This is a genomic window from Dokdonia pacifica (assembly GCF_900188275.1).
GTDB lineage: Bacteria > Bacteroidota > Bacteroidia > Flavobacteriales > Flavobacteriaceae > Dokdonia > Dokdonia pacifica.
This window is the reverse complement of sequence record NZ_FZNY01000001.1, coordinates 388,536-402,108: the sequence shown is the minus strand read 5'-3', so window position 1 is coordinate 402,108 and position 13,573 is coordinate 388,536. Positions and strand designations below refer to the sequence as shown.

The window sequence follows — 13,573 nt, the reverse complement described above, 5'->3', positions numbered from 1 at the left end:
AAATGAGAATAATAAATATAATAGCACTATTACTATTTACCTCTTCAATTTTTGCCCAAGTTGGAACAAATGGTGAAGATAGAAAAGAAGAAAGTCGCCAAGTTAAGGAGTATAACCTTACTCTGGAACAAAAGGAAATGACACTTGGTGGTGTAACGGCCAAATCAATGACCATCAACGGCAGTATTCCTGGTCCTACATTAGAATTTACTGAAGGTGACCTTGCCATAATCAATGTGACTAATAAAATGGACGAAGAAACTTCAGTACACTGGCACGGGCTAATTCTTCCAAATTTCTATGATGGTGTTCCTTATTTAAATACACCGCCAATTGAACCCGGAGATACGTTTCAATACAGAATCCCTATTAACCAATCAGGTACCTATTGGTACCATTCCCATACAATGCTTCAAGAACAAAAGGGGGTTTTTGGTTCCATTATCATTCAGCCCAAAGAAAAAACATTGGATTATGATAAAGATTTGATTGTAATGCTGTCTGACTGGACCAATGAAAAACCACTAAATGTATTACGCAACCTCAAAAGAGGTAACGAGTGGTATCAGGTAAAAAAAGGTACAGCAGTACCATTGAGTCGAGTCATTAAAGAAGGTGCATTGGGCGCACAATTTAAATTTTGGCGAGACCGTATGGAAGGTGCGGACATTTCGGATATCTACTATCCAGCATTTTTGACCAATGGTAAAAAAGTAGCGGAATACCCAGAATTTAAGCCAGGTGAAAAGGTCAGACTTCGCTTTATAAATGCTTCAGCATCCACCTATTATTGGATGGATTTTGGTGGAGGCAACCCAATCATAGTTGCGAGTGACGGTATAGATGTGGAACCTGTGCATAAAAGCCGATTTCTTTTTGGAATAGCCGAAACCTATGATGTGATAGTAACTATCCCGGAAGGTACTTTAGAGATTACTGCCACAACGCAAGATGGTTCTGGTAACACCTCTTTACATCTAGGACAAGGAACACTTTTTCCCGCAGTTGTAATAGACAGACCAGACAAAGTGGAAATGATGAAGGTAATGGCAAAAATGGATATGAAGATGGGTGCACCTGCAATGGTGGGCAATCAAAAGAAAAAAACGCCAGAAGTATTAATGCAAAAGTACGGGATGAAGATGGATATGAAGGATGGGCAGATGAAAATGAATATGGGCAATACGATGGAGATGAAAAAGGACTCGATGTCAATGAACCATAACGAAACATCGGACAAAATGAAAGGTCATATGAATCATGATACGTCCAAGATGAAAAAAGACAGTTCCGTTTTCGATTACAGTACTCGTAAAACCTATTTCAACTATGATTTTTTAAAGGCAAAAGAGAATACCACTTTTGAGACAGATGCGCCAGTAAATGAGATACTGCTTAATCTAACCGGAAATATGCAACGATACATTTGGAGTATGAATGGCGTACCATTGTCAGAAACCGATAATATTAAAATTAAAGGCGGTGAGGTTACAAGAATCACCTTAAATAACATAACAATGATGCATCACCCAATGCACCTTCACGGACATTTTTTCAGGGTGATTAATGAAAATGGGGAGCGTTCACCATTAAAGCACACGGTTAACGTGCCACCAATGCAAAAAGTGATTATAGAGTTCTATAATGAAGAAGTTGGTGATTGGATTTTTCATTGTCACGTACTATATCATATGATGGGTGGTATGGCAAGAGTATTTAGTTATGATACACCAAGAGACGAAAGGATGAAAGAATTTCCAGCTCAAAAGCTAGTGGATGAAACAGACCTGTATTACTCGTGGGGAGCTGCGCGGATAGGTTCAAACTTTAATGAACTCTTTTTAACGACGAGCAACATTCGTAACGAATTTGGATTACGTGCCGAATTTGATTATGACCAAAATGCCGAAATAGAAGTAAATTATAACAGGTATTTGAATGATTGGGTACGTGTTTATGTAGGTGTAAATACTGAAACCGAAATCCCAAATTCTTATGATGAATTTAATACCGTAGGATTGGTAGGTTTAAAATATTTCACGCCTTACAGATTTAACGTAGATGTGAGTATTGACCATCAATTGCGCCCAAGAATACGGTTGGATAGAGAGATATTGATTTTTCCAAGAATTTTTCTGGAAGGGGAATATGAATATAGAGCCGACTTTGGTTGGGTCAATGATTTAGAAAATAATAGTTCTTATGAAGGTGAGACCCAATGGTTGGTAGGAGCTTCTTATATCCTTTCAAGAAATTTTTCAATACAAGGAAATTATAATAATGTATATGGTTGGGGTGGTGGCCTTTTAGCCAGATTTTAAAACTATAAATGATAAACTTTAAACAAATAAAAATGAGCAAATTAAAATTAGTATTTGGAGTGGTTGCAATAGCATTTGTAACCTTAACAGTAGTGTCTTGTAAAGATGCTAAAACAGAAAGCAGTACCAATTCTGAAATCGGTACTGAGGAAGACCATTCAAAAATGAACCACGATAATTCCGATGGCCACCACGATGTGGATAAAAAGGAAATGACAATGAGTGGAAATGGTAATTCACAAACTGTATTAAATGACTATTTCATTCTTAAAGATGCCTTGGTAGCAGATGATAATGCTAAAGCCAAAGGGCTTGGTGCAACCCTCGCAACAACTTTGGGAAAACTTGACATTTCAAAATATACTGACACTCAAAAGGCAGATTTAAAAGATATTATTGAGGATGCTGTAGAGCACGCAGAACATATTTCTGAAAGTGACATTGCACACCAGCGTGAGCATTTCAAAGTATTGAGTAAAGATATTACAGATATGGTAGCCATTACTGGTACACAAAATACATTGTACCAACAGTTTTGCCCAATGTATGATGGTGGTAGTGCTTGGTTGAGTATGAGTGAAGATATTAAAAATCCGTACTACGGTAGTAAAATGTTGAAATGCGGAAAAGTTCAAAAGGAAATCAATTAAATGAAGATTGTAAAAATCATAGCAATAATCTTGTTGGTTGCTTTTGTAGGTATACAATTTGTGCCTGTAGACCACAACCAAAGTGAAGGTGTTCCAAAAACCGACTTTATGTTGGTAAATGATGTCCCAAATGATATCAAGAACAAATTGCAAGTCTCTTGCTATGATTGTCACAGTAACAATACAAAATATCCTTGGTACAACAAGGTGCAACCGGTAGCCTGGTTTCTAGAAGAGCATATCAAAGAAGGAAAAGCAGAGTTAAACTTTAATGAGTGGGATTCTCTTTCAAGTAGAAGGAAAGTAAGTAAACTGAGGTCTATGATTAAGCAGATTGAAAGTGGTGAGATGCCTTTAGGTTCCTATACTTTCATTCATAAAGACGCAAAGTTTTCAGAAGAAGAAACCCAGCAGCTAGTTGAGTATATAGAAAATTTAAAAGACAGTTTATAGTTAATATTAAAATATAAAATATAAAAAATGAAAAATATAAAAATGAGTATAGCAACAATGCTATTGTTAGCAGTTTCCTTTACCAATGCACAGGAAAAAGGAAAAATGAAAATGGACCATGGTAAAATGATGAATATGAAATCTGAAGCGATTTTAAGTGATTATTTCAGCTTAAAGGATGCTTTGGTGGCAGATGATTCTAAAAAAGCAGCTGAGGCAGGTTCTAAATTGGCGGTTTCACTAAAGGCATTTGACAAGTCAAATTACACCGCAGGAGAGCAAAAAGAATTGACGGATATTATTGAAGATGCTACAGAGCACGCAGAGCATATTACAAAAAGTGAAATAGGCCATCAGAGAGAACATTTTAAGACATTAAGTAAGGATATTACGGATATGGTAGCTATAACTGGCACTAAGAATACGCTGTATGAACAGTTTTGCCCAATGTACGATAAGGGTAGTGCTTGGTTAAGTACAAAAGAAGAGGTGAGAAACCCATATTATGGAAGTAAAATGCTTAAGTGCGGGAAAGTTCAAAAGACTATTCAATAGATAATCCCTTCCTTATGTCTTTATACATTCTTCTGGTTTATTAGTTAACATAAGATGATAAAATGACAAGGATATCTGAATAGTTAGAAGTCCTGTCGTGGGAAGGAAAAATAGTTGATGGTTAGTGTTAGTTCCTTCCCAGGTCAGGCACAAAATAATTGAAAAAGAAAAGTTGATTTGGTTAATAGCAGCCTGTGCAAGGGAGAGAGAATAATCCCCTATAATATAGTATCTCTCTTCCTTTTTCAGGCAAAACATAAGCTTTTGAAAAAGAGAAGTTTAATTAAATGCACTTGATTTTGAGAGAAGAACCTGTTTTTTGATTGATGGATAGCGTCTAACTCTCATTTTCAGGTGCTGTTTAAAGAGAAAATAATAATGAAGCAAAATTATAATTTAATTTAACTAGAGTAGTGTAATGAAAGATTGCTGCAAGGACGGTTGCTATAACAAAACAGAGAAATCTGTAGTTAGAAAATGGTTCAATTATATAGTATACGCAATACTTATATTAATAATTGGTGGTGCATTGGCACTTCAATTATTTGATTAAGAGTATTAACCAAAGTGAGTATGGAGAACATAACAAAAATATCAAACAACACAGGCTTTTACGAACAGCTTTTTAAAAAAGTATTGTTTACCACTAGCGTAGTGACTATTGTGTCATTGAGTTATCTGTTTTGGATTTATGAGAATTCGGATAGCTCATTCCTACCGTTTTTAATTGTTGGTTTGGCTCTGATTAAAACAGTTTTTATTGTCAGGCTCACTTTTATACAATTAAGTAAAATAATAGGGGAAAGTCATCAGCTTACGCACGTTCTAACATTATTTGGCGTATTAATTGTTTTGATTGTCCTTTCATTTTCGGCAGATTATCTAGCGTTGTACGTATTGAATTCAGAAAGTTTTAAAATTGCTACAGTACTCAATGGTTCCTCTTTTTTGCAATTCTTTGAGTTTATATACTTCAGCTTAATCACTTTTTCATCTGTTGGTTTTGGAGATATAGTACCATTAACTATTTCAGGAAAACTTTTAGTGATGATGGAAGTTTTTTTAAGCTTTTTGGTACTCGTATTTGGTATAGCCAACATAAATAGAATACACGTCAATAAATAAAACTTAATAAAACCAAAATTATGAAAACACTAAAACTTACAGCATTCTTAACGCTATTGTTATTTGCAACTAGTCAAATCTATAGCCAAAACAGAGATTTAGAAACAGAGAAAGAAACTGTTCTTGAAGTAATGAAATCATACAAAGATGCCTTGCAAAACCTTACTACAGAAGGTACATTCGAGTTATTTACAAAAGACTCTAAAGTGTTTGAATCTGGGGGTGTAGAAGGAACTTACAGTCACTATATAGAGCATCATTTGGGTCCAGAATTAGGGCACTTTAAAAGTTTTACATTTTCAGATTATGAAATCGATGTACAAGTAGATGCACCTTATGCATTTACAACAGAAACCTACATCTATACCATCGTTCTAAACCCTGATGATAAGGGCAATTCTAGAACTATAAAGAAAAAAGGAGTGGCAACATCAATTTTAAAGAAGATAGATGGTAAATGGAAAATTATTAAAACACATTCTTCATCAAGAAATATAAAGTAAAATCTAATGAAAAAACATATCCACCTTTCTGTATTACTAATCGTTTTTCTAATCGTCTCTTGCAAACAAGAAACAAAAGATGTCAAAGAGGTAGTTGTTGAGGAAAAAGCTTCAGAAACTTCTACACAACCAAATAAAAAGAAACCTTTAAGCCCACATACATCAACAATGGCAATGATAGGCGATGCTCATATCCATATTGATTATTCATCACCAGGAGTAAGAGATAGAATCATCTTTGGTGGTTTGGTAGGGTATGACCAAGTGTGGCAGGCAGGCGCGCATATGGCTACCTGGATAGAAACCAATAAAGATTTAATCATAAATGGAGAAACGATTCCTAAAGGGAAATATGGCTTTTTTACAATTCCATCAAAAGGCGACTGGACAGTGATGATTAATAAAAACTGGGAGCAACACGGTAAAGATGAATATGACGAAAAAAATGATGTTATTCGATTTAAAGTAACACCTACAATTTCAGAGGAAATCACTGAACATTTAAAGTATGAGGTAACGAAGAAAAATGAAACGGAAGGCACTATATCTCTTGCTTGGGAAAAAGTAAAAATCGAGTTTCCTTTTGTAGTAAAAAATTAAAAAATGGTAAACAGGCATACAGCTTTAAAAATTAGAAAAACCCACAGGTATTTGGGTCTCTTTTTAGGGATTCAATTCCTGTTTTGGACTATTAGTGGCTTGTATTTTAGTTGGACAGATATTGATGAAATACATGGAGACCAATTTAAAAACTTGGAGTATCAACCCAAAACGTTTAATAATTTAATAAGTCCTTCAAAACTAGGAACATCTGCAGGAGTTAATACTATTGAGTTAAGAGATATTGGCAATACACCATATTATTGGGTAAACAATAAACTATTGTATAACGCTATCGATGGAAGTCCAAAAAATAGTATTACAAAGGATGAAGCACTTTATATTGCCAAAAACTATATGAAAAGCGACTTGGTGGTAGAATCTGTTGAGGAAATTACAGAAACTGGAAAACATCACGAGTATCGAGAAAAACTGTTGCCTGCTTATGTTATATCTTATAAAACAGATGACGCTCTAAAGGCATATGTTTCTGTAAAAGATGGAAAATTTCAAACCGTAAGACATCGCAGCTGGCGATGGTTCGATTTTCTTTGGATGACGCATACTATGGACTATGAGGGACGAGATAATTTCAACACCATTGTTTTAAGAGCATTTTCACTTTTAGGTTTGATAACCGTTTTAAGTGGATTCTTGCTTTGGTATACGTCATCACCAACGATTAGAAAAATTAATAAAAAAAATAAAAAATAAATATTATGAATAAAAACATCATTTATATAGGTGTTGCGTTGATTGTTGGCCTGTTGGGCGGCTTTCTAATTTTTGGTGGAGATTCTGCCGATAGTGCAACAAATGAGGTTATGGATAACCACAATCATTCAGAAGAAATTGCTTCCAATCAAATGTGGACCTGCTCTATGCATCCGCAAATTATGCAACCGGAAGCAGGAGATTGCCCCATTTGCGGAATGGATTTAATTCCAGCTGAAACTGGTGCAGATGGTCTTAGTGCAAATGAGATTAAAATGACAGACAATGCGACAGCATTGGCTAACATTCAAACATCCGTGGTAGGACAAGGAGAAATGGAAGATAACTCTTTAAAGTTATCAGGTAAAATAAAGGCCAATGAAGAGTCTAATGCAGTACAAGTCACTTATTTTGGCGGAAGAATTGAAAAACTATACGTTAATTCTACGGGAGAACGTGTAGGTGCTGGACAGCGTCTAGCAACTATTTACTCACCAGAATTAGTTGCTGCACAGCAAGAATTGCTTACGGCTTCATCCCTAAAAGAATCGCAGCCAGAATTATATAAAGCTGTTAGAAACAAACTTAAACTTTGGAAACTTTCAGAAAAGCAAATAAACGCTATTGAATCTGCTGGAAAAGTACAAGAGTACTTTCCCGTATTTGCAACAGTTTCAGGCACGGTAACTCATAAAATGGTAGAAGAAGGTGACTACGTAAAACAAGGACAACCTCTTTATAAAATAGCCAATTTCAATACGGTTTGGGCAGAATTTGATGCCTATGAAAATCAAATTGCTTTGCTAAAAGAAGGTCAATCTATTAAGGTTACTACAAATGCATACCGCAATGAGGTTTTTGATGCAAAGATTTCTTTCATAGACCCATTACTGAATTCAACAACCAGAACTATCGTTGTAAGAGCAGTGCTCAACAATAAAAAAGATAAGTTTAAACCAGGAATGTTTGTTGAAGGTAAAGTTGAAGGGATTCAATCGAGTTCTAAAAGTACGGTTACGGTTCCTGCTACTGCTGTAATGTGGACAGGTGAACGCTCTGTGGTTTATATTAAAACAAAGCCAAATGAGTCTGTTTTTGAAATGAGAGAAGTTCTTTTAGGTAATACCAATGGCACTAATTATACAATATTAGAAGGTCTTGAAAATGGAGATGAAGTGGTGACTAATGGAACATTTACAGTAGATGCAGCGGCCCAATTACAGGGTAAAAAATCTATGATGAACACCGAAGGAGGTAAAACAACAACTGGGCACGAAGGACACCTAGGTATGCAAGAGAATAGTTCAGGAGACGCGAAGGAAAATACTAACCATTCAAAGATGAATAAAAGAATCGAAGTTCCCAATAAATTTCAAAATCAATTAAAGGAAGTTTTTGATGATTATATTCTATTGAAAGATGCTCTTGTTAATGACAACTCTGAAGAAGCACAAACAGTTGCAAAAAACATAGGAAAGAATTTAGCAAAAGTAGATATGAAATTGTTGTCCGATAACGAAGCACATAACCATTGGATGACCATACAAAAAGAATTAAAAAACTCTGCCAGTGCTATTGAGAAAAATTCGAACATAGCGGCGCAAAGAGGACATTTTAAACATCTTTCTGCACATATGATAAGTAGCGTAAGGCTTTTTGGGATTAACCAAACAGTATATAGTGAGTTTTGCCCTATGGCAGATAATAATAAGGGAGCCTATTGGTTGAGTTTAGAAAAAGAAATTCGTAACCCATATTACGGAGAAGCAATGTTAACCTGTGGTGAAGTAAAAGAGACTTTAGAATAATAAGGTTATAAACTAAATCAAATATCTACATTAAGAAAAGTTTGCAATGGTAATGGTAAGAGAAATGACGATGAGTGAAAGTAGAAGAAATAGAAGAAAAGCTAAAAAGAACAAGCGACAGTCTAAAAATGATATTTCTCAAAAAGATAAAATCATTTGCATACTGGCTATAGTTACCATATTTATAATTGCTGCTGTAGCCGCATATTATTATTCACTTTCAAAAGCAGGAGTAAATCTATTTTAAAAAAAATGAGTTCAATTATTCACATAAAAAATATGGTATGTCCGAGATGCATATCGACAGTATCGCAAATTTTGTCAGATTTAAATCTGGACTTCAAGGCTATTAAGTTGGGTGAAGTAGAATTGATTTCAAAACTTAACGAATTGCAAAGAGAGGCGTTAGCCAGGAAACTTAAAGATTCTGGTTTTAATATAATTAATGACCGTAAATCACAGCTTATTGAGCAAATGAAGAATCTTGTAGTTGAAAAAGTACATCATTCCAATGAAGAAACCGATGAAAAATGGGCAGATATTATAAGTGGCGAACTCAACCTAGATTACAAATATTTAAGTTCCCTATTCTCGTCAGTAGAGAGTATCACGTTTGAGCAATACATCATCAACCAAAAAATTGAACGTGTTAAAGAACTCATTGTGTATGATGAATTGACCTTGAGTGAGATAGCTTTTCAACTACATTATAGTAGCGTTGCCTATTTAAGCAATCAATTCAAAAAAGTAACAGGAATGACACCCACACAGTTTAAGAAGTCCGTAGACAAAAACCGAAAATCTTTGGATGAGATTTGATTAAAGTACATTAAAAACATAGGGTTATTTAAAGGTCCATAACTATTTGCAATATTATTATTTTAGTATTTGCTTAAATAAGAAATAATTGTAACTTTGTTTTATGGAAAATAATTCTTGTATAAGACAGCAAGCGGATATTAAACAGATAAACCGTTGTAAAGAAACAGTTTCAGAACTAAACGAAACATTTGATTATTTAGCAAATGGACTTTCATTGGTTGGTAATAGTGTAAGACTTAAGATACTTTACTTACTCTTTGAGGAGAAACGACTTTGTGTTTGCGACTTAAGTGATATTCTCGGAATGAATATTTCTGCCATCTCTCAACATCTGAGAAAAATGAAGGACAGAAATTTATTGGATACCGAAAGAGATGCTCAAACCATTTTTTACTCGCTAACCCCTGAATATTCAATATTGTTGAATCCTTTCTTTGAAATACTTGATAAAAACAAAGTTTTAGAAACGATATGAAAGCAGAAAAGACATCAAAAAACGCAGCTTATACAGGTTTGTTCGCTGCGGTTGCGGCATCATCCTGTTGCATACCACCAGTTATTGCGCTAATTGCAGGAGTGGGTGGTAGCGCATCAGCACTATCATGGATGGAACCTTTTAGACCCTATTTAATCGGTTTGGCCGTTGTAGCAATTGGTTATGCCTGGTATGCTTACTTAAAACCTCAAAAAGAAGATGATTGTTGCGAAGTTGATGCAAAACCAAAATGGTATCAAACCAAAGGGTTCTTAATCGTTATTACATTGTTCGCTGTCATTGCTATTGCATTTCCATATTATTCAACCATTTTTTATCCGGACAATAAAAAAGAAGTGGTCATTGTAAGCCAATCTGATATTCAAATCATAAACTTTACTATTCAAGGAATGACCTGTGCTGGCTGTGAAGAAAGCATAAAACACGCTGTAAATGAATTGGACGGCATTATAAATGTAACCCCTTCCTATGAACAGGGAAGTACCGTCGTAGAGTTTGATAAGTCTAAAACCTCTAAAGCAGCTATTGAAAAGGCAATTAATTCAACAGGATACAAAGTTATAAAGGATAAATAAAGGTAAAATTACCCATTATGAAAAAACTATCAATAGTGCCTATTTTGGTTTTAATGCTGATTTCTTTTCAGGCCAAATCGCAAAGCAGTGAGGTTACAAATCAAGTTGTGGAAGTAACCTCAAAGAAACAAAATACAACCATGGTGAAATTTAAAATTACAGGTATTACTTGTGCTGGCTGTTCCAATTCGATTTACAATGCATTAAAAGAAGTAGATGGTGTTTTGGAGCATTCTGTTGAATACCCAGGCGACATTGCGGTTATACAATTTGATAAAACAAAGACGAGTACAGAAGCCTTAAAGGCTGTTATTGAGAAGAAAGGATATAAAGTAGAATTACTAAAAGACAAAGTATAGATTCCGGCTCTATATATATTCTAATTTTTTAATTAAATAATCATTTGAATATAATAATGGAAAAATTTAAATCAAATATATGTCCTACTTGTGGGTGTTCGTTAGTAAGGCTAGGTATAAAAGAAATATCGGCTACAAAATCAACATATAAAGATGAATCTTATTCTTTTTGCTGCTCAGGATGTGCAAAAATATTTGATGAAAACCCAAAAAAATATATAGAGGAAATCAAAAATGTAATTGTATGTCCGGTGTGTCTTGCAGAAAAAAATATAGCTCATACTACAGGAGTGAAGTTCAAAGACACTGTAGTACCTTTTTGCAGATGTCCACATTGTATTTCCACATTTGAGGAAAAGCCTGAATACTATTTGGATAGGTTGGTAGGTAAAATTGAATATAAGGGGCTATTCAATAATTTGTGCTGCTAATAAAATCGTAAAAATATGTCGCAAAAGATAGAAAAAATTACATTAGAGATAAACGGAATGACCTGTAGTGGTTGTTCCTCGCATATCGAAAAGGATATGAACGCAACTGAAGGTGTTTTAAGTTCCACAGTTAACCACGAAACCGGAAAGGGCGAATTTACTATTGATGTTGATAAGATGAGTAAGGCAAATGTAATAGATGCAGTAAACAGCTTTGGTGATTATTCGGTCATAAATAATGTCGACGAGGGAAAGGTTTCCGTAGTAAATTCCAAAAGCAAAAATCAATACGATTTAATAGTTATTGGTGGTGGTTCTGCGGCATTTTCAGCAGCGATTAAGGCTGAAGGTTTAGGACTCACAACGCTAATGGTAAATGCAGGATTGGATTTTGGTGGCACTTGCGTAAACGTGGGTTGTGTGCCGTCTAAAAATCTTATTAGAGCTGCCGAAACGGTACGTCACGCTACGCATTCCAATTTTAAGGGTATAAAACCTAAAGGTGCAGAGATTGATTTTGCACAAATCATAAAAGATAAAAAAGCATTGGTTGCTTCACTTCAGCAACAAAAATATCTGGATGTGGTCAGTGATTTTGAAAACTTAACCATGCTAAAAGGATGGGCAGAGTTTGTGGATAATAACACAATACTTATAGATAGAAAAGACACCTACACAGCAACCAACGTTATAATAGCAACAGGAGCAACTACCAATATCCCAAATATTGAAGGACTGAATGAGGTTGATTATTTAACCAATGTGTCCTTATTCGATTTAGAAGAGAAACCCAAAAGCCTGACCATTATGGGAGCTGGTTATATCGGTTTGGAAATTGCGATGGCATATAATCGTTTAGGTGTGAAAGTGCGTATCATTGAATTTACCGATAGGCCGTTACGCAGCCAAACAAAAGATATTACAGATGTTTTGGTAGAACAAATGAAAAGTGAAGGGATTGAAATTCTACCAAATTGTAGAGCCTTTAAATTTGAAAAGGATGGAGACAATACAGTTATACATTGTAAATGTCCTGACGGTTCCACAACACAAATCATCGAAAAAGGACATATTGTGGTGGCTACAGGGACGAAGCCAAACACCTCTAAATTAGGACTTGAAAATATTGATATTAATTTAACAGAAAGAGGCCATATTATAGTCAACGAGAAAATGGAAACCAGCATTTCCAATATTTTTGCGTCAGGAGATGTCACCAATACACCAGCATTTGTATATACAGCAGCAACCGAAGGCAATGCAGCAGTTAATAATGCATTTTCATTATCAAAAACCAGTATTGATTATTCATCATTGCCTTGGGTAGTATTTACAGACCCTCAAATCGCGGGAGCAGGTATAGATGAAATAGAAGCAGAAAAAAAGGAAATTCCTTTTGAGGTCAGTAAGCTTGATTTAATTCACGTTCCAAGAGCCTTAGCAGCTCAAGATGCCAGAGGGTTTATAAAACTGATACGTAACACTGAAACCGATAAATTAATAGGCGCAAGAGTAGTTGCGCCAGAAGGCGGAGAACTCATCCAACAATTAAGTATGGCTATTAAATTTGGAATCACTATAAGTGATTTAGCTGAAAGTTTTTATCCATATTTGACATTAAGTGAAGGAATTAAATTAGCCGCTATCACTTTTGGGAAAAATGTTTCAAAGTTGAGTTGTTGTGCGAGTTAACCTTAATCATATTTGCAACACAGTTGCATCATAATATTTTTATCTTTGTAACTTGAAATATTTCGCATTCATACTATCATTATATTTTTTAGCACTCAATGTAGTGCCTTGTAGCGATACTGGAAACATTAATGATGATTCCCAAGTTGTTGCAATGGTTGATTTTGATGGCGACCACAACCAAGATTGCGAACTTTGCTCGCCGTTTTGCCAGTGCCATTGTTGCCACGTTCATACCATAAATTTTGGACTTACGGTGTTTGAACCCCTGCAACCACTAATTTCGCAAGATAACTTTAACCATTTTGATAGTGTAGGTAAGGATATTTCACTTTCCCTTTTACAGCCACCACAGGTTTAATTCAGTTTTAAAGGATAACTATGTCCTGTTCTGATGTATCCCAATTTGGATATATCAAGGTCGTGCGTTGCATTGTACTCTAAGTGTTCAACGCGAATGTAAACTGAA

17 protein-coding genes are annotated in these 13,573 nt (G+C 35.0%); all 17 read left to right on the top strand.

Annotation, left to right across the window (positions count from 1 at the left end; all coding sequences use genetic code 11):
- Positions 1–2 precede the first annotated feature (2 nt).
- The 17 genes from CHB80_RS01770 to CHB80_RS25080 all read left to right on the top strand — a co-directional run bounded on the left by CHB80_RS01770 (position 3) and on the right by CHB80_RS25080 (position 13,465).
- The gene (locus CHB80_RS01770; RefSeq protein WP_089369716.1) at positions 3–2,321 is read left to right on the top strand and encodes a multicopper oxidase domain-containing protein; all 2,319 of its coding nucleotides are present in this window, start codon (positions 3–5) and stop codon (positions 2,319–2,321) included.
- Between the two features lie 32 nt (positions 2,322–2,353).
- Positions 2,354–2,971 (top strand): DUF3347 domain-containing protein, encoded by a 618-nt coding sequence (locus tag CHB80_RS01765; RefSeq protein ID WP_089370743.1) that lies wholly within the window; start codon positions 2,354–2,356, stop codon positions 2,969–2,971.
- On the top strand, positions 2,972–3,424 hold the full coding sequence (locus CHB80_RS01760) for a heme-binding domain-containing protein (RefSeq protein WP_025740713.1): 453 nt from the start codon (positions 2,972–2,974) through the stop codon (positions 3,422–3,424).
- A gap of 27 nt (positions 3,425–3,451) precedes the next feature.
- Entirely contained in the window at positions 3,452–3,979 is a 528-nt protein-coding gene (locus CHB80_RS01755) for a DUF3347 domain-containing protein (RefSeq protein WP_025740711.1), read from the top strand.
- Between the two features lie 573 nt (positions 3,980–4,552).
- Entirely contained in the window at positions 4,553–5,104 is a 552-nt protein-coding gene (locus CHB80_RS01750) for a potassium channel family protein (RefSeq protein WP_089369715.1), read from the top strand.
- A 20-nt stretch (positions 5,105–5,124) separates the two neighbouring features.
- Complete coding sequence (locus CHB80_RS01745; RefSeq protein ID WP_089369714.1) at positions 5,125–5,607, top strand: YybH family protein; 483 nt, start codon at positions 5,125–5,127, stop codon at positions 5,605–5,607.
- Positions 5,608–5,613: 6 nt separating this feature from the next.
- The gene (locus CHB80_RS01740; RefSeq protein ID WP_089369713.1) at positions 5,614–6,207 is read left to right on the top strand and encodes a DUF2911 domain-containing protein; all 594 of its coding nucleotides are present in this window, start codon (positions 5,614–5,616) and stop codon (positions 6,205–6,207) included.
- A gap of 3 nt (positions 6,208–6,210) precedes the next feature.
- Positions 6,211–6,921, top strand: a complete 711-nt coding sequence (locus tag CHB80_RS01735; RefSeq protein WP_025740705.1) for a PepSY domain-containing protein — start codon at positions 6,211–6,213, stop codon at positions 6,919–6,921.
- Positions 6,922–6,926: 5 nt separating this feature from the next.
- Positions 6,927–8,729 (top strand): efflux RND transporter periplasmic adaptor subunit, encoded by a 1,803-nt coding sequence (locus tag CHB80_RS01730; RefSeq protein WP_089369712.1) that lies wholly within the window; start codon positions 6,927–6,929, stop codon positions 8,727–8,729.
- Between the two features lie 70 nt (positions 8,730–8,799).
- Positions 8,800–8,976, top strand: coding sequence for a hypothetical protein (locus tag CHB80_RS01725; RefSeq protein WP_179218063.1), 177 nt, complete (start codon positions 8,800–8,802; stop codon positions 8,974–8,976).
- Between the two features lie 5 nt (positions 8,977–8,981).
- On the top strand, positions 8,982–9,548 hold the full coding sequence (locus CHB80_RS01720; protein ID WP_089369711.1) for a helix-turn-helix domain-containing protein: 567 nt from the start codon (positions 8,982–8,984) through the stop codon (positions 9,546–9,548).
- 103 nt (positions 9,549–9,651) lie between these two features.
- Entirely contained in the window at positions 9,652–10,026 is a 375-nt protein-coding gene (locus CHB80_RS01715) for an ArsR/SmtB family transcription factor (RefSeq protein WP_089369710.1), read from the top strand.
- Positions 10,023–10,622: a mercuric transport protein MerTP gene (gene merTP / locus CHB80_RS01710; protein WP_089369709.1), complete on the top strand. Its 600-nt coding sequence runs from the start codon at positions 10,023–10,025 to the stop codon at positions 10,620–10,622. The genes CHB80_RS01715 and merTP overlap by 4 nt, the downstream gene beginning before the upstream one ends.
- Before the next feature lie 17 nt (positions 10,623–10,639).
- Positions 10,640–10,981, top strand: coding sequence for a heavy-metal-associated domain-containing protein (locus CHB80_RS01705; protein WP_218823072.1), 342 nt, complete (start codon positions 10,640–10,642; stop codon positions 10,979–10,981).
- A 56-nt stretch (positions 10,982–11,037) separates the two neighbouring features.
- The gene (locus CHB80_RS01700) at positions 11,038–11,412 is read left to right on the top strand and encodes a YHS domain-containing protein (RefSeq protein ID WP_089369708.1); all 375 of its coding nucleotides are present in this window, start codon (positions 11,038–11,040) and stop codon (positions 11,410–11,412) included.
- 15 nt (positions 11,413–11,427) lie between these two features.
- Positions 11,428–13,104 carry a mercury(II) reductase gene (merA, locus tag CHB80_RS01695; RefSeq protein ID WP_089369707.1) on the top strand — a complete coding sequence of 559 codons (1,677 nt, stop codon included), beginning with the start codon at positions 11,428–11,430 and terminating at the stop codon, positions 13,102–13,104.
- A 52-nt stretch (positions 13,105–13,156) separates the two neighbouring features.
- Positions 13,157–13,465, top strand: coding sequence for a DUF6660 family protein (locus CHB80_RS25080; RefSeq protein ID WP_089369706.1), 309 nt, complete (start codon positions 13,157–13,159; stop codon positions 13,463–13,465).
- The last annotated feature ends 108 nt before the right edge of the window (positions 13,466–13,573 follow it).

Excerpts from the sequence above, each read along its gene's own strand:
- CHB80_RS01770 (WP_089369716.1), top strand. The coding sequence starts at position 3 with ATGAGAATAATAAATATAATAGCACTATTACTATTTACCTCTTCAATT.
- CHB80_RS01765 (WP_089370743.1), top strand. The coding sequence starts at position 2,354 with ATGAGCAAATTAAAATTAGTATTTGGAGTGGTTGCAATAGCATTTGTA.
- CHB80_RS01760 (WP_025740713.1), top strand. The coding sequence starts at position 2,972 with ATGAAGATTGTAAAAATCATAGCAATAATCTTGTTGGTTGCTTTTGTA.
- CHB80_RS01755 (WP_025740711.1), top strand. The coding sequence starts at position 3,452 with ATGAAAAATATAAAAATGAGTATAGCAACAATGCTATTGTTAGCAGTT.
- CHB80_RS01750 (WP_089369715.1), top strand. The coding sequence starts at position 4,553 with ATGGAGAACATAACAAAAATATCAAACAACACAGGCTTTTACGAACAG.
- CHB80_RS01745 (WP_089369714.1), top strand. The coding sequence starts at position 5,125 with ATGAAAACACTAAAACTTACAGCATTCTTAACGCTATTGTTATTTGCA.
- CHB80_RS01740 (WP_089369713.1), top strand. The coding sequence starts at position 5,614 with ATGAAAAAACATATCCACCTTTCTGTATTACTAATCGTTTTTCTAATC.
- CHB80_RS01735 (WP_025740705.1), top strand. The coding sequence starts at position 6,211 with ATGGTAAACAGGCATACAGCTTTAAAAATTAGAAAAACCCACAGGTAT.
- CHB80_RS01730 (WP_089369712.1), top strand. The coding sequence starts at position 6,927 with ATGAATAAAAACATCATTTATATAGGTGTTGCGTTGATTGTTGGCCTG.
- CHB80_RS01725 (WP_179218063.1), top strand. The coding sequence starts at position 8,800 with ATGAGTGAAAGTAGAAGAAATAGAAGAAAAGCTAAAAAGAACAAGCGA.
- CHB80_RS01720 (WP_089369711.1), top strand. The coding sequence starts at position 8,982 with ATGAGTTCAATTATTCACATAAAAAATATGGTATGTCCGAGATGCATA.
- CHB80_RS01715 (WP_089369710.1), top strand. The coding sequence starts at position 9,652 with ATGGAAAATAATTCTTGTATAAGACAGCAAGCGGATATTAAACAGATA.
- merTP (WP_089369709.1), top strand. The coding sequence starts at position 10,023 with ATGAAAGCAGAAAAGACATCAAAAAACGCAGCTTATACAGGTTTGTTC.
- CHB80_RS01705 (WP_218823072.1), top strand. The coding sequence starts at position 10,640 with ATGAAAAAACTATCAATAGTGCCTATTTTGGTTTTAATGCTGATTTCT.
- CHB80_RS01700 (WP_089369708.1), top strand. The coding sequence starts at position 11,038 with ATGGAAAAATTTAAATCAAATATATGTCCTACTTGTGGGTGTTCGTTA.
- merA (WP_089369707.1), top strand. The coding sequence starts at position 11,428 with ATGTCGCAAAAGATAGAAAAAATTACATTAGAGATAAACGGAATGACC.